This window comes from Winogradskyella poriferorum, assembly GCF_036553625.1.
Taxonomy (GTDB): Bacteria; Bacteroidota; Bacteroidia; order Flavobacteriales; family Flavobacteriaceae; genus Winogradskyella; species Winogradskyella poriferorum.
Window position 1 is genome coordinate 1299707 of the sequence record NZ_JAZHOU010000001.1, and the last position, 23032, is coordinate 1322738.

The 23032-nt window shown below is 34.4% G+C and carries 20 protein-coding genes; 15 read left to right on the forward strand and 5 right to left on the reverse strand.

The window, feature by feature from the left end:
* The first annotated feature begins 9 nt into the window (after positions 1 to 9).
* On the forward strand, positions 10 to 1017 hold the full coding sequence (locus V1468_RS05790; RefSeq protein ID WP_331809275.1) for a hypothetical protein: 1008 nt from the start codon (positions 10 to 12) through the stop codon (positions 1015 to 1017).
* Between the two features lie 7 nt (positions 1018 to 1024).
* On the opposite strand, the gene V1468_RS05795 is transcribed toward V1468_RS05790, so the two are convergent.
* Positions 1025 to 1309, reverse strand: a complete 285-nt coding sequence (locus V1468_RS05795; RefSeq protein WP_331809276.1) for a hypothetical protein — start codon at positions 1307 to 1309, stop codon at positions 1025 to 1027.
* A gap of 280 nt (positions 1310 to 1589) precedes the next feature.
* On the opposite strand from V1468_RS05795, the gene V1468_RS05800 reads away from it, so the two are divergent.
* Positions 1590 to 2177 (forward strand): site-specific integrase, encoded by a 588-nt coding sequence (locus tag V1468_RS05800; protein ID WP_331809277.1) that lies wholly within the window; start codon positions 1590 to 1592, stop codon positions 2175 to 2177.
* 9 nt (positions 2178 to 2186) lie between these two features.
* Positions 2187 to 2438 (forward strand): hypothetical protein, encoded by a 252-nt coding sequence (locus tag V1468_RS05805; protein ID WP_331809278.1) that lies wholly within the window; start codon positions 2187 to 2189, stop codon positions 2436 to 2438.
* Positions 2439 to 2451: 13 nt separating this feature from the next.
* On the opposite strand, the gene V1468_RS05810 is transcribed toward V1468_RS05805, so the two are convergent.
* The 3 genes from V1468_RS05810 to V1468_RS05820 all read right to left on the reverse strand — a co-directional run bounded on the left by V1468_RS05810 (position 2452) and on the right by V1468_RS05820 (position 5012).
* Positions 2452 to 3513, reverse strand: coding sequence for a phage integrase SAM-like domain-containing protein (locus tag V1468_RS05810; RefSeq protein ID WP_331809349.1), 1062 nt, complete (start codon positions 3511 to 3513; stop codon positions 2452 to 2454).
* Complete coding sequence (locus V1468_RS05815; RefSeq protein WP_331809279.1) at positions 3462 to 3848, reverse strand: hypothetical protein; 387 nt, start codon at positions 3846 to 3848, stop codon at positions 3462 to 3464. Before V1468_RS05815 ends, V1468_RS05810 begins: the two co-directional genes overlap by 52 nt.
* Positions 3849 to 4187: 339 nt before the next feature.
* Positions 4188 to 5012: a universal stress protein gene (locus V1468_RS05820; RefSeq protein ID WP_331809280.1), complete on the reverse strand. Its 825-nt coding sequence runs from the start codon at positions 5010 to 5012 to the stop codon at positions 4188 to 4190.
* Between the two features lie 154 nt (positions 5013 to 5166).
* On the opposite strand from V1468_RS05820, the gene rimP reads away from it, so the two are divergent.
* The 3 genes from rimP to infB all read left to right on the forward strand — a co-directional run bounded on the left by rimP (position 5167) and on the right by infB (position 9644).
* Positions 5167 to 5631, forward strand: coding sequence for a ribosome assembly cofactor RimP (rimP, locus tag V1468_RS05825; RefSeq protein WP_331809281.1), 465 nt, complete (start codon positions 5167 to 5169; stop codon positions 5629 to 5631).
* Positions 5632 to 5643: 12 nt separating this feature from the next.
* Entirely contained in the window at positions 5644 to 6876 is a 1233-nt protein-coding gene (gene nusA / locus V1468_RS05830; RefSeq protein ID WP_331809282.1) for a transcription termination factor NusA, read from the forward strand.
* 71 nt (positions 6877 to 6947) lie between these two features.
* The gene (gene infB / locus V1468_RS05835; protein WP_331809283.1) at positions 6948 to 9644 is read left to right on the forward strand and encodes a translation initiation factor IF-2; all 2697 of its coding nucleotides are present in this window, start codon (positions 6948 to 6950) and stop codon (positions 9642 to 9644) included.
* 75 nt (positions 9645 to 9719) lie between these two features.
* On the opposite strand, the gene V1468_RS05840 is transcribed toward infB, so the two are convergent.
* Entirely contained in the window at positions 9720 to 10103 is a 384-nt protein-coding gene (locus tag V1468_RS05840) for an SPOR domain-containing protein (protein WP_331809284.1), read from the reverse strand.
* Between the two features lie 210 nt (positions 10104 to 10313).
* Between V1468_RS05840 and V1468_RS05845 the strand changes: the two genes are divergently transcribed.
* The 9 genes from V1468_RS05845 to ruvB all read left to right on the forward strand — a co-directional run bounded on the left by V1468_RS05845 (position 10314) and on the right by ruvB (position 23019).
* A complete protein-coding gene (locus tag V1468_RS05845) occupies positions 10314 to 11597 on the forward strand; it encodes a c-type cytochrome (RefSeq protein WP_331809285.1) in 1284 nt (427 codons plus the stop codon).
* Positions 11598 to 11625: 28 nt separating this feature from the next.
* The gene (locus V1468_RS05850; RefSeq protein WP_331809286.1) at positions 11626 to 14739 is read left to right on the forward strand and encodes a TAT-variant-translocated molybdopterin oxidoreductase; all 3114 of its coding nucleotides are present in this window, start codon (positions 11626 to 11628) and stop codon (positions 14737 to 14739) included.
* Positions 14740 to 14768: 29 nt separating this feature from the next.
* A complete protein-coding gene (gene nrfD / locus V1468_RS05855) occupies positions 14769 to 16505 on the forward strand; it encodes an NrfD/PsrC family molybdoenzyme membrane anchor subunit (RefSeq protein WP_331809287.1) in 1737 nt (578 codons plus the stop codon).
* A gap of 9 nt (positions 16506 to 16514) precedes the next feature.
* On the forward strand, positions 16515 to 17054 hold the full coding sequence (locus tag V1468_RS05860) for a DUF3341 domain-containing protein (protein WP_331809288.1): 540 nt from the start codon (positions 16515 to 16517) through the stop codon (positions 17052 to 17054).
* Between the two features lies 1 nt (position 17055).
* Positions 17056 to 17616 (forward strand): c-type cytochrome, encoded by a 561-nt coding sequence (locus V1468_RS05865; RefSeq protein WP_331809289.1) that lies wholly within the window; start codon positions 17056 to 17058, stop codon positions 17614 to 17616.
* Positions 17617 to 17638: 22 nt separating this feature from the next.
* Positions 17639 to 19012, forward strand: a complete 1374-nt coding sequence (locus V1468_RS05870) for a quinol:cytochrome C oxidoreductase (RefSeq protein ID WP_331809290.1) — start codon at positions 17639 to 17641, stop codon at positions 19010 to 19012.
* Positions 19013 to 19036: 24 nt separating this feature from the next.
* Positions 19037 to 20104, forward strand: coding sequence for a cytochrome c oxidase subunit II (locus tag V1468_RS05875; protein ID WP_331809291.1), 1068 nt, complete (start codon positions 19037 to 19039; stop codon positions 20102 to 20104).
* 26 nt (positions 20105 to 20130) lie between these two features.
* Positions 20131 to 21927: a cytochrome c oxidase subunit I gene (locus V1468_RS05880; protein WP_331809292.1), complete on the forward strand. Its 1797-nt coding sequence runs from the start codon at positions 20131 to 20133 to the stop codon at positions 21925 to 21927.
* A gap of 69 nt (positions 21928 to 21996) precedes the next feature.
* Positions 21997 to 23019: a Holliday junction branch migration DNA helicase RuvB gene (gene ruvB / locus V1468_RS05885; protein ID WP_331809293.1), complete on the forward strand. Its 1023-nt coding sequence runs from the start codon at positions 21997 to 21999 to the stop codon at positions 23017 to 23019.
* The last annotated feature ends 13 nt before the right edge of the window (positions 23020 to 23032 follow it).

A 23032-nucleotide genomic window follows, 5' to 3' on the forward strand; every position in this document is an offset into this window, starting at 1 on the left:
TGTAATCCTATGACATTAGCGCAATACAGAGATAATACGGCGGAAATAATCCAGAATGTTCCAGAGATTAATGGTTTAGTATGTAATTTAGAAAGTGATTTTAATAGAGATGAGTTTCTTGAAGTGTTTAAATTTTACAAAGAAACCTTGGAGCTTAACTCTGATTATGGAATCATACCGAATTATTTATTTTTCGTTGATAGAGATACTATAAATGCAATGGCTGGTTTAAGCCCTAATGGAAATTATTTAATCGGTATAAATAGGGGTACTATAAACTGGTTGATAAATAATTTTAAATTTAATGATAGTCTTATATCTGATTCCAATGTTTTATTATTTGAAAAGCTTGAGCCATTTATGAATACATCAATTAATAATTTGATGTATCAAGCTGGTTGTCATTTTACTTTTTACCATGAAATGGCTCATCTAATTCAGAAGTCGGATTATTTAGGAATGAATATGCAGGAGAATCCATCACCAGTTGAAAATTTTGATATTGGGAGGCATTTGATGGAATTGGATGCAGACACATATAGTGCTTTGTGTTTAGGAACTCATATAATGCAATATGCGGACAGATTGTTTGGTGATAGGGTTACTAAGCCATTACTTGAAGCATTAATTGTTCTTTTTTCTATCCCGATAATATTTTATCTACTCTCATTTGCAGGCAATCGAAGTGCAATATATTTTAAAGAAAGTACTCATCCGCATCCAGCAATACGATTAACTAACTTTTTAATGGTACTGACCCATTATATAAATGGTTCTTTAACTTCTGAAAATAAAGGATTTACTGCCAATCAAGGTGACATGTTTATATATGCTATGGATATAGCTGAGGAACTTCAAGGTGTTTTCTTTAATGATTTAACAGTTACTGAATATAGAAATGTTGTAACTAAGAACAGACTAGAAGTTATAGCATATATGAGTGAATTAATTGAAATGAATGAAGGGAATACAGCCACTGCTACTTATAAATGGAACATAAGGAGTCAGCAAAGCTGAAATTTGTTCATTCGGGAGAATTGTAACCTATTACTTCATTGGCTAATAGATTTTCTAGAGGCTCAGCCAATATCTGACCATCAACATAACAAACGGGACCCACCCAATCATTATGGTCTGAATTATACCCAATACGATTGTTATTTAACAGTTCTCCTATATAAGCTCCATTATGATTGTAAAATACGTTATCAATTAATGTTCCTATCCTATTACCATTTTGCGAATACAAACTTCCATTGTTTGTAACCCATCCGAAAAACATACCGTTTAATTTCCAAATGCCATTCATTTTTATTTTTGTTTAAATATACTAATTAAGTTGGGTATTATATTTTAGACTATGACCTATTTTATAATTATCAACTTGACAGAAATATAGAGTTGGGTTAGTATGTTTTTGGCGTTCTAAATTTAGAACATCCCAACTGTTTACATTATAGTGTATTATGTAAACACGTCACAATATCAAAAGTACTAAAAATCAATGTTTTAGTGATTTTAGTTTAGTAGGTGTTTACATTTTACACAAAATACGTTGTAAATGTAAACACTTTTTGTATATTTGGTATATGAAAACACAGCCAATAGATTACAATAAATTATATTCGGAAGCTCGAAAATTGTTTTTTGAAAACAATCAAATCTATAATCTTGATAGGAAAACTGAAAACTTAGCATATTTGATAGCATTAGAATCAGGTTTGAGAGTTAGTGACCTGTTGACTTTAAAATATGGTGATATTAGTTTCAATAGCGATTTTGGGAAGTACATTTTCTCTACTGAAATAAAAAAGACAAAGAATAGTCATACAGGGATTATATCAAATGAATTGTATAATTACATTCAGGCATTTAGAGAAACTATTAAATTAGAATTTGGAGCAAATAGCGAAAATATCTTCTATAACTATAAAAGCAATAAGTTATATACTAGACAATGGTTGCACAAGCGCATAAAACTTACTGCTGAAAAACTAGGATTTAAGAATTGTGGTGTGCATTCAATTCGTAAAGCTAGTGCAATAAACGTCCTTGACCGAACAGGAAGCCTTTCAATGGCTCAATACCACCTTACTCATAAAAGAGCAACGACAACAGATAATTATTTGTCAGTAACAAAGACATCAGCGTTGGAGCGACTAGCTAAAATTTATTAATATAATACTATGACTATGACACAGGGAGAAAGACAAAGTTTTAACTGGCGACCAAATACAAATGATTCTCAAACGCTTGCTAGGTATGACCAAGAGGCACAACATTGGGTAAGAGCATTCAGAAATGCAGAGTCACAAAATAAAAAAGCGTCTTTAAATGAGGTATTGAGTTTTTTGGGGATAGTTTTGGCTTTAATATCTTCTATTATGACCGTACTGGTTTTGTTGGTTGTTAATCTACTAAAACGGTTAAAAAAGTAATCGAATAATTTTGTTAGATTTTATACAATTTGGAATTAGAGCTTTCAATTGCTTTGATTAGCTTAATAGCTTTATCTTTTAATGTAGATTTATCATATGAATCAAGTACAGATTTGTAGTTCATTTTTGGATGGGTAATAGGTTCTATTGTATCATTTTGAATGCCTAACTGCTTTAGATTTGTTATGTAAGTTCTTCTGCAATCATGTGGTGAAAATACGCTATGTTGCTTTTTCTTTTTATAGATTACTTTGTCAGATAAATAATAATCATAGCTAACTAATACCTCATTTTCAAACTTTAGATGTTTCAATAATTTCGTAACACATTTACGAACATTGGTGTCACTTGTGAGTTTAGGAAATTTGTTCTGATACTTTTTTAATATATCATTTGCAGGTTTTAGTATTGGTATAGTAACTATTAATTCATCTTGATTCTCCTTTGATTTTCTGATTTTTGTTGTAACCGTATTATAATGCTTTCCTTCAAACTCAATTACCTCTACTTTTAGTTCATGAAGATGTTTCATGTCTCCAATCCTCAAACCACCTGTAAAAGACGAAATAATAATATAATCTTTTGCTCTTTGTAGTTCAGCTGAATGGCTAACGTCGGCGTTAATTATTTTTTTCAATTGTTCATTAGTTAAGTAGGTTTCATACATTGGTTTTGAAAGGTGAATTTTTAGCCCTTTTTTTGAAAAATTAAATCCTACTTCTATATCATCTTCAACAGCACAATTAAAAATGACTTTTAAATTCTTGCAGTCTTTGGCAATGGTTGTTCTTATATATGGTGTTCCGTTTTCTTCTTTATGAATATCATTAATAGTTTTGAAGTAATCCCAATATAACTCTTCGGTCATGGTATCTAACGAAATATTTAATTTCTTTCGTTCTTCATATTTCTCAATATGATTTATTAAATTTTCGTAACCGTTTTTAGTTCCTTTACTCCAATATTCATTAGATGATATGGGTAAGTTTGTTCGTTTGTCGATAAGCTTTTTAATGTACTCAACTAATAGTATTTTTTTGCTTTGTTTTGGAATTCTATTGAGCTTCTCAAGAATTCTTTTTTTAAATCTTTAGGATTGGGGTTAGTGCCGTATTCATTTCTATATAACGACAATTGATTATACGCTGTTTCTTCAATCTTATCTAATACATTATTCAAATCTTTACCAAATTTTCTAACGTAAGTTTTGTTCGCTCTGTATATTGGTCTGCCATTCCAATAAACCTCATCTATTGTCCATTGTGATGATATTTTTAATTCTGGATAAACATATTTTTTTGTAGAAGGATTGAATTCTTTATAGCCATAATTGAAATAAAAGTAAATCAATTTTTTCCCAGATGAGTTAGGGCGAAATTCAAGATTGAAATTATGTGTAGGTTGTTTCATATATATAAGCGTAGTAAAAAGCGTAGTAAAAATATGCTATTTTTTGATATTTTACAAAGTAATTTGAGGTGTTTTAAAATTACGAATTTTCAAAAACCCTTTATTTGTAAGGGTTTTTGAAGCTTGTTGAGGTGTGATGAGGTAAAAAGATATTTGCCCTAGTAGGCCAACAAAAAAGAAGTCCTAATTACAATAAGTAGTTGGGACTTTTGCTTTTAATAAAAAACTAAAAGGGTGAGAAGCCTGTGTCGAGCGCAGTCGAGGTAAGCCCTAGTAGGCCAACAAAAAATCCTAATCAAACGATTAGGATTTTTTTATTTTCAGAATATTTATTTTCAATTATATTTTAAAAGTTATAACAGGTCTTTTAGCATGATTAACCAAATCTTCGCTAATACTGCCGTTAAAAAAGTGAGCAATACCTTGTCTACCGTGTGTACTTATACCAATAAGGTCGGCATCAATTTCTTGAGAAAAACCTAAAATACCTTGTTCTACGCTATAGTCGTTATGTACATTTATTGTGTAGTTTTCAAAAGTTTGTCCAGAAATAAAATCGTTTATTCGGGTTCTAGATTCGTAAGTTGTAATAAAATTATTTGCAGTATTAACTAGTAATAGATGAATTTTAGCATCAAACAATTCGGCAAACTTTACAGCTTGTTTGTATGTTTCTCTATTATCGTTTTTAAAATCAGAGGCAAAAACAAAATTCTTAATGTTAAAGCTCTGATGTTTGTTTTTAATAACTAAAACAGGAACATCAGAAGAGCGTACTACTTTTTCTGCATTAGAGCCAATAAACATTTCCTTTAGCCCAGTGGCACCATGAGAACCCATAACTATTAAATCTATATCAAACTCTTTACAGGCATCTTTTATTTCGTTAAAAGTTATATCTGCTTTTACGGTTTCATGCACAGTAATACCTTCTAAAAAATCACTTTCCATAAGATCTTCAAACTTTTTATGAGCTAGTTTCATAAAAAAGAGTGTTTCAGGTATGTCGCTTTTTACTGCACCAGGATCTATGTGTTGCATGGGAATTTCCATCATATGTAATAGGTAAATGTCAGCATCATGTTTTTTAGCTAACATAGCAGCTACTTCTAAAGCGTTAGTTGCTTGCTCCGAAAAATCGGTAGGGACGAGGATTCTGTTCATTATCTTGAATGCTTTATATTAGTTATATAAATTTACGAAAATAAATCCACTTTATATGGCTTTGAAAAGTTCATATAATATTGTATATTTGCACCATTGTTTTACGGAAAGAGAACGAGAGAGGACGAAAAGTCCTCTCTTTTTATATCAAGAGATGTTTAAGGATACAGTAAAAGATTTATTAGACCAAGCACTAAATCAGCGTAAGGATTTATTTCTTATAGATTTTGAAATTTTATCAGATAATACCATTAGAGTTATTTTAGATGGGGATAATGGTGTTTTAGTTGAAGATTGCATCTTTGTAAGTAGAGCTATAGAGCATAATCTTGATAGAGAAGAGCAAGATTTTTCATTAGAAGTGTCATCATGTGGCGCAGCATCACCTTTACAGAAGCCAAGACAATACAACAAACATGTAGGAAGAAATCTTGAGGTGAAAACTGTAGATGGATATAAACTAGAAGGGCAATTAGCAGATGTTAACGATGAAGGAGTTGTGCTTAAGTGGAAGACAAGAGAACCAAAACCAGTAGGTAAAGGCAAGGTAACAGTAACAAAAGAAGTTAATATTGCTTTTGAAAACATTAAAGAAGCAAAAGTTAAAATAAAATTTTAATTCAATTCAATTATGGAAAATGTAGCGTTAATAGAGTCATTTTCAGAATTTAAGGACGATAAGTTAATTGATAGAGTGACGCTGATGGCGATTCTAGAAGATGTGTTACGTAATGCTTTAAAAAAGAAGTACGGAGACGACGATAACTTTGATATTATTATCAATCCAGATAAAGGAGATTTAGAAATTTGGAGAAACCGTATCGTAGTTGCAGATGGTGAGGTAGAAGATCCTAATCAGGAAATTGCATTATCAGAAGCTCAAAAAATAGAGCCAGATTTTGAAGTTGGTGAAGACGTTGCTGAAGAAGTAAAATTAATTGATTTAGGAAGACGTTCAATTTTAGCATTAAGACAAAATCTTATTTCTAAAATCCATGAACACGATAATACTAATATCTATAAGCAATTTAAAGAGTTAGAAGGAGAAATTTATACCGCAGAGGTACATCATATTCGTCATAGAGCAATAATTTTGTTAGACGATGATGGTAACGAAATTATTTTACCAAAAGACAGACAAATACCTTCAGATTTCTTTAGAAAAGGAGAGAATGTAAGAGGTATTATAGAAAGTGTAGAGTTAAAAGGAAGCAAGCCAGCAATAATCATGTCTAGAACATCACCATTGTTCTTAGAAAAATTGTTTGAGCAAGAAATTCCTGAAGTGTTCGACGGTTTAATTACAGTTAAAAAAGTGGTGCGTATTCCTGGTGAAAAAGCTAAAGTAGCAGTAGATTCTTATGATGATAGAATTGATCCAGTAGGTGCGTGTGTTGGTATGAAGGGTTCACGTATTCATGGTATTGTGCGTGAGTTAGGTAATGAAAATATAGATGTAATTAACTACACCAACAATATTCAGCTTTTTGTAACAAGAGCATTAAGTCCAGCAAGAGTAACATCTTTAAAGTTAGACGAAGAAAATAAACGAGCGGAGGTGTTGCTAAAACCAGAAGAGGTGTCAAAAGCTATTGGTAGAGGAGGTCACAACATTCGTTTAGCTGGTCAACTAACAGGTTACGAGATAGACGTATTTAGAGAAGGTGCTGAAGAAGATGTAGAATTAAAAGAATTCTCAGATGAAATCGACGGATGGATTATCGATGAATTTAGCAAAGCTGGTATGGATACAGCAAAAAGCATTCTAGAACAAGACGTAGACGATTTAGTAAAACGTACAGATTTAGAAGAAGAAACAATATTAGAAGTCATTAGAATTCTTAAAGAAGAATTTGAAGACTAATAACAGTTTAACTTTAAAAACAGAAGAAGTTAGATTGATATAAAACAGATTTAAGTATATTACAGCAATTTATGGCTCAAATTAGAATTAATAAAGTATTAAGAGAACTAAATATCTCATTAGATCGTGCGGTAGACTTCTTAGAGTCTAAGGGTATCGAAATTGAGAAAAGTCCTAATACAAAAATTTCGCAAGAGGTTTACGACACGTTGTCTGATGAATTTCAAACAGATGCATCAAAGCGTGAAAAAGCTCAAGAAGTAAGTGAAGCAAAACTCAAGGAGAAAGAGAAGCTTCGTGAGCAGCGCGAACGCGAAATTGAAGAAAAAGAAAAGAAAGAAGCCGCTAAAGAAACTGTAGTAAAAGCAAAAGCTGAACTTAGTGGGCCAAAGCAAATTGGTAAGATCGATTTAGATAAGAAACCAAAAGCTACTGAAGAGAAAAAGGAAGAGCCTAAGAAAGAAGAGCCTAAAAAGGTTGAAAAGCCTGTAGTAGAAGTAGCGAAGCCAAAGAAAGAAGAGCCTAAAAAAGTTGAGCCTAAGAAGGAAGAACCTAAAAAGGTTGAGCCTAAAGTTGAGAAGAAAGAAGAGTCTACAGAGCCTAGAAAAGACGAGAAGTTAAAAACTCAATATCAAAAATTATCAGGACCAACTACTACTGGTAAAAAAATAGATCTTTCACAGTTCAATAAGCCTAAGAAGAAAAAGGAAGATAAAAAATCGGAATCTTCAAACGACAATAATAAACGTAAGAGACGTCGCATTAGTAAAGGTGGAAATGATGGTGGAGGAAGACCAAACTTCGATAACAGAAGAGGTGGTAAAGGAAGAGGTGCTAGAGCAAAAGTAGTTAAGGAAGAGCCAAGTGAAGAAGAAGTACAAAAACAAGTAAGAGAAACTCTAGAGAAGCTTCAAGGAAAATCCAGTAAAGGTAGAGGTGCTAAAAACCGTCGTGAAAAAAGAGATCGTCATAGAGAGCAATCTGAGAAGGAGTTACAAGCAGAAGCAGCTGAAAGTAAAACACTAAAAGTTACTGAGTTTGTTACTGTTAGTGAAGTGGCTACTATGATGGATGTTGGTGTTACTCAAGTTATATCAGCCTGTATGTCTTTAGGGATGATGGTAACTATGAACCAGAGGTTAGATGCAGAGACCTTATCTATTGTTGCTGAAGAATTTGGTTACGACGTAGAATTTGTTACAGCAGATATCGAAGAGTCTATTGAAACCGTTGAAGATGATCCAAAAGACTTAAAACCTCGTGCACCAATCGTAACGGTTATGGGTCACGTTGACCATGGTAAAACATCCTTGTTAGATTACATTCGTGAAGAAAATGTAATTGCAGGTGAATCTGGTGGAATAACACAGCATATTGGAGCTTATGGTGTTCAGTTAGATAACGGACAAAAAATAGCATTTTTAGATACACCTGGTCACGAAGCCTTCACGGCAATGCGTGCTCGTGGTGCTCAAGTAACAGATATTGCTATTATTGTTGTGGCTGCGGATGATGCTATAATGCCACAAACCAAAGAAGCAATTTCTCATGCTCAAGCAGCAGGTGTACCAATTGTATTTGCGATTAACAAAATTGATAAACCGGATGCTAATCCAGATAAAGTAAAAGAAGGATTAGCCAATATGAATTTATTAGTTGAAGATTGGGGAGGAAAAATCCAATCACATGATATTTCGGCTAAATTCGGAACCGGAGTTAAAGAACTTTTAGAAAAAGTACTTTTAGAAGCTGAATTATTAGAACTAAAAGCTAATCCTAATAAACCTGCAAGCGGAACTGTAGTAGAAGCTTACTTGGATAAAGGTAGAGGTTATGTGTCAACAATATTGGTACAAGCAGGTACCCTAAAGGTTGGTGACTATGTATTAGCAGGAAAGAATAGTGGTAAGGTTAAGGCTATGCACGATGAACGAGGTAATGATGTTGCCGAAGCAGGCCCTTCAACACCAGTATCAATATTAGGGCTAGACGGTGCGCCACAAGCAGGTGATAAGTTCAATGTATTTGAGGATGAGCGTGAAGCTAAGCAAATAGCAGCTAAGCGTACTCAATTACAACGTGAACAATCTGTAAGAACACAGCGTCATATTACATTAGACGAAATAGGTAGACGTATTGCATTAGGTGATTTCCAAGAGTTAAATATTATCCTTAAAGGTGATGTGGATGGTTCTGTTGAGGCATTAACAGATTCGTTCCAAAAGTTATCTACTGAAGAAATTCAAGTGAATATAATTCATAAAGGTGTAGGTGCAATTACCGAGAGTGATGTGTTGTTAGCTTCTGCTTCTGATGCTATTATTGTTGGATTTAATGTTCGTCCTGTTGGAAACGCTAGAATGACTGCCGATAAAGAAGAAATCGATATCAGAACATATTCTATTATTTACGATGCTATCAACGACCTTAAAGATGCCATGGAAGGTATGTTATCTCCAGAGCTTAAAGAGGAAGTTACAGGTACAGCAGAAATCAGAGAGACATTTAAGATATCTAAGATTGGTACTATTGCAGGTTGTATGGTAACTAATGGTAAAATTTACAGAAATTCTGGAATTAGACTTATTAGAGATGGTGTTGTAGTTTATACAGGAGAATTAGCTTCGTTAAAACGATTTAAAGACGACGTTAAGGAGGTGTCTAAAGGTTACGACTGTGGTATGCAGATCAAAGGATATAATGATATCAACGAAGGGGATATATTAGAAGCATTCCAAGAAGTTGAAGTTAAAAAGAAGTTGAAGTAACTATTTTAAAATATCCAAAATAAAAAAGCGGCTTATTCAAGCCGCTTTTTTATTTAAGTTAATGTTTATATACTTTCACTCTTTTTCCAATTTTGGCTGAAAAATTAGAGCGTACATATACTCCTTTTTAATCTTTACTAAAGCTCTGTCCGCTTCTAGTCTTGTTGCAAAATTACCAACCCAAACCTTATAATTTGGAGTATTCCAAACAATCTCAACAGGCCATTCATTATAAGTGTTTAAAAAGTTAGACTTTTCACGGTCTGCCTTGTCTGGATCTGTGCTTTGATATACCTGTATTTTATAAACTTTAGAGGTTTTAATATCCTTCTTATACTCTAACAGTTTGTCAATGTCACTGTCTTGGTCTACATTAACCTCTCCTTGTTGCGCACTTATCGAAAAAGACAGTAATAATGTTAAAACTGTTGCGCTGATATATTTTATTTTTTTTCTCATAATTTATTGTTTAAATACAAAGGTATATTATTCAACGATATAGCTGTAAAAATCTTATTTAGAATGTATATAAATTAGTTATTAACACTTCTCTAAGATTTCTAAAATCGACTTTATATCTTACTTTTGCCAGAGTTTCAGAAACATGACTTTTGTCATATTTGACTGAAATAATCGTACCAAAGTTTAGAAGATAATTCAACTAACAATATGAAACAGGTGATTTACCGTAATTTAACCTCTAAGATATTTAGTCTCGGTTTAATTTTATTACTTACGTTTTCAACTTCACTGACTGCCCAAGAAGGCGATCCTGCAAATGGGAAATCTTTGTTTAATACAAATTGTGCTGCTTGTCACAAGTTGGATAAGCCAATGACTGGTCCTGCGTTACGTAACGTAGAGGCTAGATTGGCAGAGGAGCAAGGTTTAGACAGAGAATGGTTGAAAGCATGGATTAGAAACAGTTCAGGTTTAATTAAATCTGGTGATGCTTACGCTAATAAAGTTTATGCAGAATGGGGTAATGTGGCGATGACTGCGTTTCCACAGTTAAGCGATCAGGATATTTCAGATATCTTAGCTTACACTGCCGAGCCAAAACCCGAGCCTGTAGTAATGCCAACACCAGAAGGTCAGACTAAGGTAGAGGGTGGTATTTCCAATGATTTAATTCTTGGTGCGCTAGTAGTGTTGTTTGGTTTATTAGCAATGGCTCTAGTTCTGGTAAAGCGTACTTTAAATCGTTTCGCTGAAGCAAAAGGAATTGAAATTCCTGTTGAGGACCAAAGAAAGCCTCTGTGGAAAGCGTTTATTGAAAACCAATTCTTGGTACTTGTAACAGCTATTTTATTCTTGCTAGCCAGTGGTTATTTTGTGTATGGCTATTTTATGCAGGTTGGTGTTGATCAAGGTTACGAGCCGGTGCAACCTATACATTATTCTCATAGAATACATGCTGGTGATAATGGTATAGATTGTAAGTACTGTCATTCCTCAGCTAGAGTTAGTAAGCATTCAGGTATACCATCATTAAACGTGTGTATGAATTGTCATAAATCTATATCAGAGGTTGCTCCAGAGACTTTAGCGGAAGGTAAGGAGTATGGTGTAGATTACAATGCTGAAATTCAGAAACTGTATGAAGCTGTTGGTTGGGATGGAACCTCATATACAGGAGAGTCTAAACCCGTGAAATGGATTCGTATACATAACTTACCAGACTTTGCATATTTTAATCACTCACAGCACGTGTCTGTGGCAGGTGTAGAGTGTCAAACATGTCATGGTCCGGTTGAGGAAATGGAGATAATGTATCAACACGCACCATTAACTATGGGTTGGTGTATTAACTGTCATAGAGAAACAAACGTAAAGGTTAAAGACAACGATTACTATACTAAAATTCATGAAGAATTATCGAAAAAGTATGGTGTTGATCAGTTAACAGCGGCACAAATGGGTGGATTAGAATGTGGTAAGTGCCATTATTAATATTTAATAAGAAGTAATTCAGAATTATATGTCATCAAACAAGAAATACTGGAAAAGTGTTGAGGAGCTAAACGATAATAGCTCTATTGTTGAGACGCTTAGACAAAACGAATTTGTTGAAGAAATTCCAACAGATGAGTTCTTAGGAGATAAGGAGACATTGGAGTCTTCATCTACATCGCGTCGTGATTTCTTAAAGTATATTGGGTTTAGTACAGCTGCAGCATCATTAGCAGCTTGTGAAGGTCCGGTGATTAAGTCAATTCCTTATGTAAATCAACCAAAGGAAATTATTCCTGGTGTTGCCAACTTCTATGCTACTACTATTGCAGATGGTTATGATTTTGCTAGTGTGTTGGTTAAAACAAGAGAAGGAAGACCAATAAAAATTGAAAATAATACAGATGCAAAAACTAATTGCAGTGCTAATGCAAGAGTTCATGCTTCTATTTTGGGGTTATATGATAACTTAAGGGTTAAGTCTCCAATGAAAGGGAAAGACACTATCTCTTGGGATACATTTATCTCTGAAACAACTTCAAAAATAAATAGCTTAAGTGACGATAAGCAAATCGTTTTCTTAACTGCTACTATACCTAGTCCTTCAACTAAAAAACTAGTTTCCGAATTTGCAGAAAAGTATGGTAATGTTAAACATGTTACATACGATGCGATTTCAGAATCAGTAACTTTAGATGCTTACCAAGCTAAATATGGTAAAAGAGGAATGGCTAATTACGATTTCTCTAAAGCAAAGACTATTGTATCTGTCGGTGCAGATTTTCTTGGTGATTGGCAAGGTGGTGGATTTGAAAGTGAATATGCTAAAAAGCGTATCCCAGAAAATGGAAAAATGTCACGTCACATTCAGTTTGAGTCTAATATGACTCTGTCTGGCGCTAACGCAGATAAACGTATACCATTAACACCTAGTCAACAAAAATTAGCACTAGCAAAACTACATAGTTTAGTAGTTGGTGGTGCTGTATCGGTAGAATTACCAGAAAACATTGCGAAAGCCGTGCAGTCTGCTGCTAATGAGATTTCAAAAGCGGGTAGTAATGCAGTAGTCGTTACTGGTATACAAGACGTAAATGCTCAGACAGTAGCTATAGAGATTAATGAGTATTTAAATAGTAAAGCATTTGATCCTAAAACAACAATAAATACAAGACAAGGAAGTGATAAAGGTGTGATGCAACTTGTGGCTGATATGAAAGCTGGTAAAGTGGGTGCACTTATTATGAGTGGAGTAAATCCTATGTATACACTTCCTAATGCGGCTGATTTTGCTGAAGGTTTAAAGAAAACAGAATTATCGGTTTCGTTCTCTATGAAACAAGATGAAACCTCTGTGCTTTCACAATATATAGCGGCGACACCACATAGTTTAGAGTCTTGGGGCGATTTTGAATTAAAAGCAGGTCATTATTCATTAATGCAGCCAACAATTCGTCCATTGTTTGATACTAAACAATTTCAAGAAGTACTTTTAGCGTGGAATGGAAATAGTACATCATACAGAGATTATTTAAAATCTGTTTGGACTACTGATGTTTTAAATGGTGCTTCCTTTAACAAAGCTGTACAAGATGGTGTGTTTGTATCAAAAACATCATCAAGTATAGAAAGTGCAGAAACAGTAGAAGAGAGTGCTTCGGAGGATAATGTGGAAACACCAAGTAGCAATGCAGCAAGAGAATTAGCAGCATCCGCTAAAGCTGGAAAAATGCAATTGGTTTTATATCCTAAAACAGGAATGGGTGATGGTCAGCAGGCTAATAACCCTTGGTTACAAGAATTTCCAGATCCAATAACAAGAACCACTTGGGATAATTATGTAACAGTATCAAGAGCTGATGCAGAAGCACTAGGTCTTGAAAATTGGAACGTAGCTAATGGAGGTTTAAACGGAAGCAGAGCAAATATTACAGTTAATGGGACGACTTTAGAGAATGTTCCTGTAATTATTCAACCAGGTCAGGCTAAAGGTTCAATAGGTCTATCATTTGGATATGGTAGAACTGCTGAAGGTATGAAAGCTGAAATGAAGACTGGTGTAAATGCTTATCCATTATATCACAATTTTAATACGGTACAAGATGTAACAATTAGTAAAGCTACAGGTGAGCATGAGTTTGCTTGTGTGCAGTTGCATAATACATTAATGGGTCGTGGAGACATCATTAAAGAAACTAGTCTTGAGATTTTTAATACAAAGGATAGAGATGTTTGGAATGCTATCCCTGAAGTATCATTAAATCACAATCCTGTAAAGGTTACAGATTCTAAAGTAGATTTATGGGATGAGTTTGATCGCTCAGTAGGACATCACTTTAACTTATCTATAGATTTAAATGCTTGTACAGGATGTGGTGCATGTGTCATTGCATGTCACGCAGAAAATAATGTACCAGTTGTTGGTAAATCAGAAATGAGACGTAGTAGAGATATGCACTGGTTGCGTATTGATAGATATTACTCTTCTCAAGATACTTTTGAAGGAGATAACCAAAAGAAAGAAAATATTTCAGGTTTAGGAAGCTCTTTAAGTGAGTTTGGAGAAATGGAGAACCCTGCAGATAATCCACAGGTAGCTTTCCAACCTGTAATGTGTCAACACTGTAATCACGCACCTTGTGAAACAGTTTGTCCGGTAGCAGCAACGTCTCACGGTCGTCAAGGTCAAAATCATATGGCTTATAACAGATGTGTTGGTACACGTTACTGTGCTAATAACTGTCCTTATAAAGTTCGTCGTTTCAACTGGTTCTTATATTCTCAAAATGATGAGTTTGATTACTACATGAACGATGACCTTGGAAGAATGGTGTTAAATCCAGACGTAACAGTACGTTCTCGTGGTGTAATGGAAAAATGTTCTTTCTGTATCCAAAAAACACAGAAAACTATTTTAGATGCTAAGCGTGAAGGAAGACCTGTGAAAGATGGAGAATTCCAAACAGCATGTTCTGCAGCTTGTGGTAATGGCGCTATGATTTTTGGTGATGTTAATGATAAGGATAGCAAAATAGCAGAGTTAAAAGACGATAAAAGATCTTATCACCTATTAGAGCATGTTGGTGTAAAACCAAATGTAGTTTATCAAACTAAGGTGAGAAACATAGCAAAAGAAGCATAAATAAAAATTAAAGAAACACGTATATAATTATGGCGTCTCATTACGAAGCACCTATTAGAAGACCTTTAGTTACTGGCGAGAAATCGTATCACGATGTTACTGTAGATGTAGCAAGACCAGTAGAAGGCAAAGCCAACAAAGCATGGTGGATTGTTTTCGGTATATCTTTGGTCGCATTCCTTTGGGGAATAGGTTGTATTATTTATACCGTATCAACAGGTATTGGAGTTTGGGGTCTTAACAAGACTGTAAACTGGGCTTGGGATATTACTAACTTCGTTTGGTGGGTTGGTATTGGTCACGCAGGAACACTGATTTCGGCAGTACTTTTATTATTCCGTCAAAAATGGAGAATGGCAATTAACCGTTCTGCAGAAGCTATGACAATATTCTCTGTTGTTCAGGCAGGTTTATTCCCAATTATTCACATGGGTCGTCCATGGTTAGCTTACTGGGTATTACCAATCCCAAACCAATTTGGTTCGCTATGGGTTAACTTTAACTCACCATTACTTTGGGACGTATTTGCGATTTCAACTTATTTATCTGTATCATTAGTATTCTGGTGGACAGGGTTATTACCAGATTTCGCAATGCTTAGAGATAGAGCCATTAGACCTTTCCAAAAGAAAATATATTCTTTAATAAGTTTTGGTTGGTCTGGAAGAGCAAAAGATTGGCAACGCTTTGAGGAGGTATCATTGGTACTTGCAGGTTTAGCAACGCCTTTAGTACTTTCTGTACATACTATTGTATCTTTTGACTTCGCAACATCAGTAATTCCAGGTTGGCATACTACGATTTTCCCACCTTACTTCGTGGCAGGTGCGATTTTCTCAGGATTTGCCATGGTAAATACGCTTCTTATTATTATGAGAAAAGTATGTAACCTTGAAGATTATATTACAGTACAACACATCGAGTTAATGAACATTGTAATCATGATTACAGGTTCAATTGTTGGTGTGGCTTATATCACTGAGTTATTTATTGCTTGGTACTCTGGTGTAGAGTATGAACAATATGCATTCTTAAACAGAGCAACAGGACCTTACTGGTGGGCATATTGGGCAATGATGACTTGTAACGTATTCTCGCCACAGTTTATGTGGTTCAAGAAACTTAGAACAAGTATTATGTTCTCGTTCTTTATATCTATTGTAGTAAACATAGGTATGTGGTTTGAGCGTTTCGTTATCATCGTTACGTCATTACACAGAGATTACTTACCTTCATCTTGGACAATGTTCTCTCCAACGTTTGTAGATATAGGAATTTTCATCGGAACAATAGGTTTCTTCTTTGTATTATTCTTATTGTATTCTAGAACATTCCCTGTAATTGCGCAGGCAGAGGTAAAAACGATATTAAAGTCATCAGGTGAGCGTTACAAAAATATTAGAGAAAGAGGTGATAGTTTAGTAGGAACTGGCGCAGATGCAAGAACATCAAAGCCTGTTGAGTTCGATGCCTCATCTTCAAAAGAAACGGCTCAAGTGGACAATTCTGAAAAGGTAAATAATCTTTTAGAATCTATCGGTTCTTTTGATGCATCAAAAGAAACAGCTGATGATTTAAAGAAAATCAATGGTGTTGGTCCTAAGATGGAAGAGGTACTGAATAGTATAGGTATCTATACCTTCCTACAGGTGAGTAAGATGACAAAAACAGAGTACGACTTGTTAGATTCAATTACAGGTTCTTTCCCAGGAAGAGCAGAGCGAGATGATTGGGCAGGGCAAGCTAAAAATTTATTAAATAACTAGTTATAGTATATGGAAGCTTCAAAAGTAATTCATGCTATTTATACAGATGATGATGTATTAATGTCTGCCGTTAAAGCGGTAAAGGCTAAAAAACATCATATCGAGGAAATATATACTCCTTTTCCGGTTCACGGACTAGATAAAGCAATGGGTCTAGCACCAACCAGACTTGCAATCACAGCCTTCTTATATGGTTGTGTTGGTCTAACAGTTGCTATTACTATGATGAATTTTATAATGATTGAAGATTGGCCACAGGATATTGGTGGTAAGCCAAGTTTCAGTTATTTGCAAAACATGCCTGCATTCGTTCCTATTATGTTTGAGCTAACAGTATTTTTTGCAGCGCACTTAATGGTAATAACATTTTATTTAAGAAGTAGAATGTGGCCCTTTAAAAAGGCTGAAAATCCAGATCCAAGAACAACAGACGATCATTTCTTAATGGAAATCGTTATCCATAATAATGAAAGTGAATTAACTTCATTATTACAAGAAACAGGAGCTGTTGAAATTAATATTGTAGATAAAGACGAAGATGCACATTAATATGAAGACATCATTGAAATATATCGTAGCGTTAGGTTTATTAGTAAGTTTTGTGTCTTGTAAAAAGGATTCAAGACCTAACTACCAGTACATGCCTAATATGTATCAATCAGTAGGATATGAAACCTATCAGGAATCTGATGCTTTTGCAACAGGTGTTGAAGCTCAGTTACCTGCAGAAGGTACTATACCAAGAGGTGATTTTATGCCTTATGAAATTGAAAATACTAATGAAGGCTATGAGTTAGCTAAAGCGACATTAACAAGTCCATTAGATTCAACACAAGTAGATTACGAAGAAGGAAAAGTACTTTATGATATTTACTGTGGAATTTGTCACGGAACTAAAGGAAATGGAAAAGGCAAACTTGTTGATCGCGAAAAAATATTAGGTGTACCAAGCTATGATGATGCAGGTAGAGCTATTACAACAGGGAGTATTTATCATGTAATTTACTATGGTAAAAACACTATGGGTTCTTATGCTAACCAATTAAACGAGAAAGAGCGTTGGCAAGTAGTTGCTTACGTTGAAAAGCTTAAAGCAGATTTAGAAAAATAAGATTTAGATAAAGATTATATAAATGGAATATAAAATTTCAAATCGATTAAGAATGGGTGCTATTATTATGATGGTACTCGGTTTGATAGGTGTTGGTTATGGATTCATTGATTCTCACGGATATACTGAAGAAAATATCACTGAGAGGCTTGCTGAAGAGCATCATGGTCATGGCGATACACACGCCACTGATGCACATGGTGAAACTCATGGAGAATCAGAACATAATGAAGTTGCAGCGCATGGTGAAGACCATCATGGTGAAGAAGCTCATGGTGGATTAACACATCATGAAGAGCATGCACTACATCAAATCCACAACAGACCTTATGCAGCACTTTATGTTGGAGCATTCTTTTTCTTCATGATTGCTTTAGGTGTGTTAGCATTTTACGCAATTCAATATGCTGCACAGGCAGGATGGTCACCAGTTTTATTTAGAGTTATGGAAGGTATTACATCTTATGTTTTACCTGGTGGTTTAATTGTTTTAGCAATTGCTTTTGTAGCGGATAGTCATTTATTTGTTTGGTTAAAAGATGGTGTTACAGAAGTAGGACATGAAAACTATGATAAGTTAGTGGCAGGTAAGTCAGGTTGGTTAAATAAAACAGGTTTCTTTATTAGAGGTCTTATATTCTTAGGAGGATGGTCTTTATACAGATATTTCTCTAGAAAATTCTCTATTGCTCAAGATAATGCAAATGACAATAAAAACTTTAAAAAGAACTTTAGGATCTCTGCAGCATTCTTAGTGTTTTATATCTACACTGAGTCTATGATGTCTTGGGATTGGATAATGAGTGTAGATCCTCACTGGTTTAGTACTCTATTTGGTTGGTACGTTTTTGCAAGTATGTTTGTTAGTGGTATTACTGTAATTGCAATGATCTCTATCTACTTAAAGTCAAAAGGGTTGTTAGAGTTTGTAAATGACAGTCACATTCATGATTTAGCTAAATTTATGTTTGGTATTAGTATATTCTGGACATACTTATGGTTCTCTCAATTCATGTTAATATGGTACTCTAATATACCAGAAGAGGTGACTTATTTTGTAACTAGAATAGAGCATTACAAACTTCCTTTCTTTGGAATGTTAGCTATGAACTTTATTTTCCCATTACTTTTATTAATGAACAGTGATTACAAACGCATCAACTGGTTTGTAGTTATGGCAGGTATTGTAATTCTTTGTGGACACTACCTAGACGTTTTTAACTGGATTATGCCAGCAACGGTTGTAGATAGATGGTTTATAGGTATGCCAGAGATTGGTGCTATCTTACTATTTGGCGGATTATTTTTATTCATTGTATTTACAGCTTTAGGTAAGGCTCCGTTATTGGCAAAACAAAATCCATTTACAGAGGAAAGTAAACATTTCCATTATTAATATTTAAAAAGAAATCATACAATAATGACTACTACTTTATTAACTATTATAATTGTACTCTTTGTAGCTGTTGCTATTTGGCAATTGATAAAGATTTTTGACTTAGCTCAAGTAGGTGCAAGCAATACTCAGATTGCTGATGATAAGGATAACAAAATGAATGGTTATTTAATGATGGGCTTCTTAGCCTTCATATATATCATTACTATATTATGTTTTTGGTACTTAGGAGATTTACCATTAATGTCTAACTCAGCTTCAGAACATGGTCCAGGTATAGATAGTCTTATGGCTATATCTATGGTTGTTATATTTATTGTTCAAACTGTAACTCAATTTCTGTTACATTACTTTGCTTTTAAGTATAGAGGAGAAAAGGGTAGAAAAGCATTGTTTTATGCTGACAATAATACTTTAGAAGCTATATGGACAGGTATTCCTGTTGTAGTTTTAGCAGGTTTAATTATCTATGGATTATTTACTTGGAATGACATTATGAATGTAGACGATCAAGAAGATCCATTAGTTGTTGAGCTTTATGCACAGCAATTTAACTGGAAAGCAAGATATGGTGGTGAAGACAATGTGTTAGGAAAGGCAAATGTTAGGTTAATAGATTTAGACAGAGCTAATATATTAGGTGTAGACGAAGGAGATCTTAATGCACAAGATGATGTTATTGTTACAGAATTACACCTACCAGTAAATAGACCAGTTTTATTTAAAATGCGTTCTCAAGATGTATTACACTCTGCTTACATGCCTCACTTTAGAGCACAAATGAACTGTGTGCCAGGCATGGTAACACAATTTGGGTTTACACCAACTGTAACAACAGCTGAGATGCGTGAAACAGAGGCTATGAAAGAGAAGGTTTTAAATATTAATAAAATTAGAACTGAGAAGAGTAAGGATTTAACTTTGAATGGTGAAGAACCTTTAGAACCTTATGAGTTTGATTACTTATTAATTTGTAACAAAATCTGTGGTAAATCTCACTACAATATGCAAATGAAGATTATTGTAGAAACTGAAGAAGAATATAATGCTTGGATGGCTGAGCAGACCACTTTTGCAAAATCATTGAATTAAAAAAATTAAGAAACAGAAAAAAGATTATGTCAGCAACAGTAGATACACACAATCACGACGATCACGACGTACATCATCATAAGGAGACTTTCGTGACTAAATATATATTTAGTCAGGATCACAAAATGATTGCAAAGCAGTATTTAATTACTGGTGTAATTGTTATGGGTATCATCGGTATTTTGATGTCTTTAATGATACGTATGCAAATTGCTTGGCCAGAACAACAAAATGCAGTTTTTAAGGCTTTACTTGGTAAGTGGGCTCCAGAAGGTGTTATGGATGCGGATATCTATTTGGCATTGGTAACCATACATGGAACGTTAATGGTTTTCTTTGTGTTAACGGCTGGATTGAGTGGTACCTTCAGTAACTTACTTATTCCACTTCAGATTGGTGCAAGAGATATGGCGTCAGGTTTCCTTAATATGGTGTCTTATTGGTTGTTCTTTGTGTCATGTCTTATAATGATTTTATCATTCTTTGTTGAGATGGGACCTGCAGCTGCTGGTTGGACAATTTACCCACCATTAAGTGCATTGCCTATGGCACAACCAGGTTCTGGTACAGGTATGACGCTGTGGCTAGTGTCTATGGCTATATTTATTGCCTCATCTTTACTTGGTTCATTAAATTATATTGTAACGGTAATTAACCTCAGGACAAAAGGTATGTCAATGACAAGAATGCCGTTAACTATTTGGGCATTTTTTATCACAGCAGTTATTGGTGTAATTTCATTCCCAGTTCTATTGTCGGCAGCGTTACTTTTAATAATGGATAGAAGTTTTGGAACATCATTCTTCTTGTCAGACATATTTATTCAAGGTGAAGTGTTACATTATCAAGGTGGTTCACCAGTTTTATACGAACATTTATTTTGGTTCCTAGGACACCCAGAAGTATATATTGTATTACTTCCTGCATTAGGAATCACTTCCGAAATTATCGCAACAAACTCTAGAAAACCAATTTTTGGGTATAGAGCTATGATTCTTTCTATCCTTGCTATTGCATTTTTGTCAACAATAGTTTGGGGTCACCACATGTTCGTATCTGGTATGAATCCGTTCTTAGGTTCTGTATTTACTTTTACAACATTATTAATTGCAATACCTTCAGCTGTAAAAGCATTTAACTATATAACCACACTATGGAAGGGTAATCTCCAAATGAATCCGGCTATGCTGTTCTCAATTGGATTGGTATCTACATTCATTACTGGTGGTTTAACAGGTATTATTTTAGGTGATAGTGCATTAGATATTAACGTACACGATACATATTTTGTTGTTGCTCACTTCCACTTGGTAATGGGTATTTCAGCATTATATGGTGTATTTGCAGGTGTATATCATTGGTTCCCTAAAATGTTTGGTAGAATGATGAATAAGAAATTAGGTTATTTACATTTTTGGATAACAGCAGTGTGTGCATACGGTGTATTCTTTCCAATGCATTTTATAGGAATGGCAGGTTTACCAAGAAGGTATTACACAAACTCAAATTTCCCATTGTTTGATGATACAGCAGATACACAAATAGTTATTACAGTATTTGCATTAATTGCTGGTGTAGCACAGTTAATATTCTTATACAATTTCTTTAGTAGTATTTTCTACGGTAAGAAAGCACCTCAAAACCCATGGAGATCTACTACATTAGAGTGGACAACTCCTGTAGAACACATACATGGTAACTGGCCTGGTGAAATACCGCACGTATACCGTTGGCCATATGATTACAGTAAGCCTGGTCATGATGAAGATTTTGTGCCACAAACAGTGCCAATGAAGGAAGGTGAAGAGGAATTGCATCACTAACGTCATAGACATAATAATTATAGAAAGCCTTTCAAATTTAGAAAGGCTTTTTCTTTATATTTGTTTTATATGAACGAAAACCTAAATCCATCTAACGATAATTATAGCCCGGAAGAGCTTGATCTCGAAAAGAAGTTAAGACCATTAACTTTTAATGATTTTACAGGTCAAGATCAGGTGTTAGAAAATTTATTGATTTTTGTTCAGGCAGCCAACCTAAGAGGAGAAGCACTAGACCATACACTTTTTCATGGTCCTCCAGGCTTAGGTAAAACAACTTTAGCTCACATATTAGCAAACGAACTAGATGTTAATATAAAAGTAACCTCAGGACCAGTTTTGGACAAGCCAGGTGACTTGGCTGGTTTACTTACAAACCTTGATGACAGAGATGTGTTGTTTATTGATGAAATACATCGATTAAGCCCTATTGTTGAAGAGTATTTATACTCTGCCATGGAGGATTATAAGATAGACATTATGATTGAATCTGGACCAAATGCAAGGACAGTTCAGATTAATTTAAATCCATTTACTTTAGTTGGTGCTACAACGCGCTCAGGACTATTAACAGCACCGATGAGAGCACGTTTTGGTATAAGTAGTCGTTTGCAGTATTACAAAACAGACTTACTAACTTCAATTGTACAACGTAGTTCTTCAATACTCAATGTACCTATATCTATGGAAGCTGCAATAGAAATAGCAGGTCGTAGTCGTGGCACACCTCGTATTGCCAACGCCTTATTGAGGCGTGTTAGAGACTTTGCACAAATAAAGGGTAATGGCAAAATAGACATAGAAATCGCCAAGTTTGCTTTAGAGGCACTAAATGTAGATGCTCATGGTTTGGATGAAATGGATAATAAAATTCTAACCACTATTATCGATAAGTTTAAAGGTGGTCCTGTTGGAATTACAACTTTAGCTACAGCTGTAAGTGAAAGTGCTGAGACAATTGAAGAGGTGTATGAGCCTTTTTTAATTCAGCAAGGTTTTATAATGCGAACACCTCGTGGACGAGAAGTTACAGAGCAAGCGTATAAACATTTAGGTAAAATTAAAGGACCAATACAAGGAGGTTTGTTTTGATTTTAATTGATGC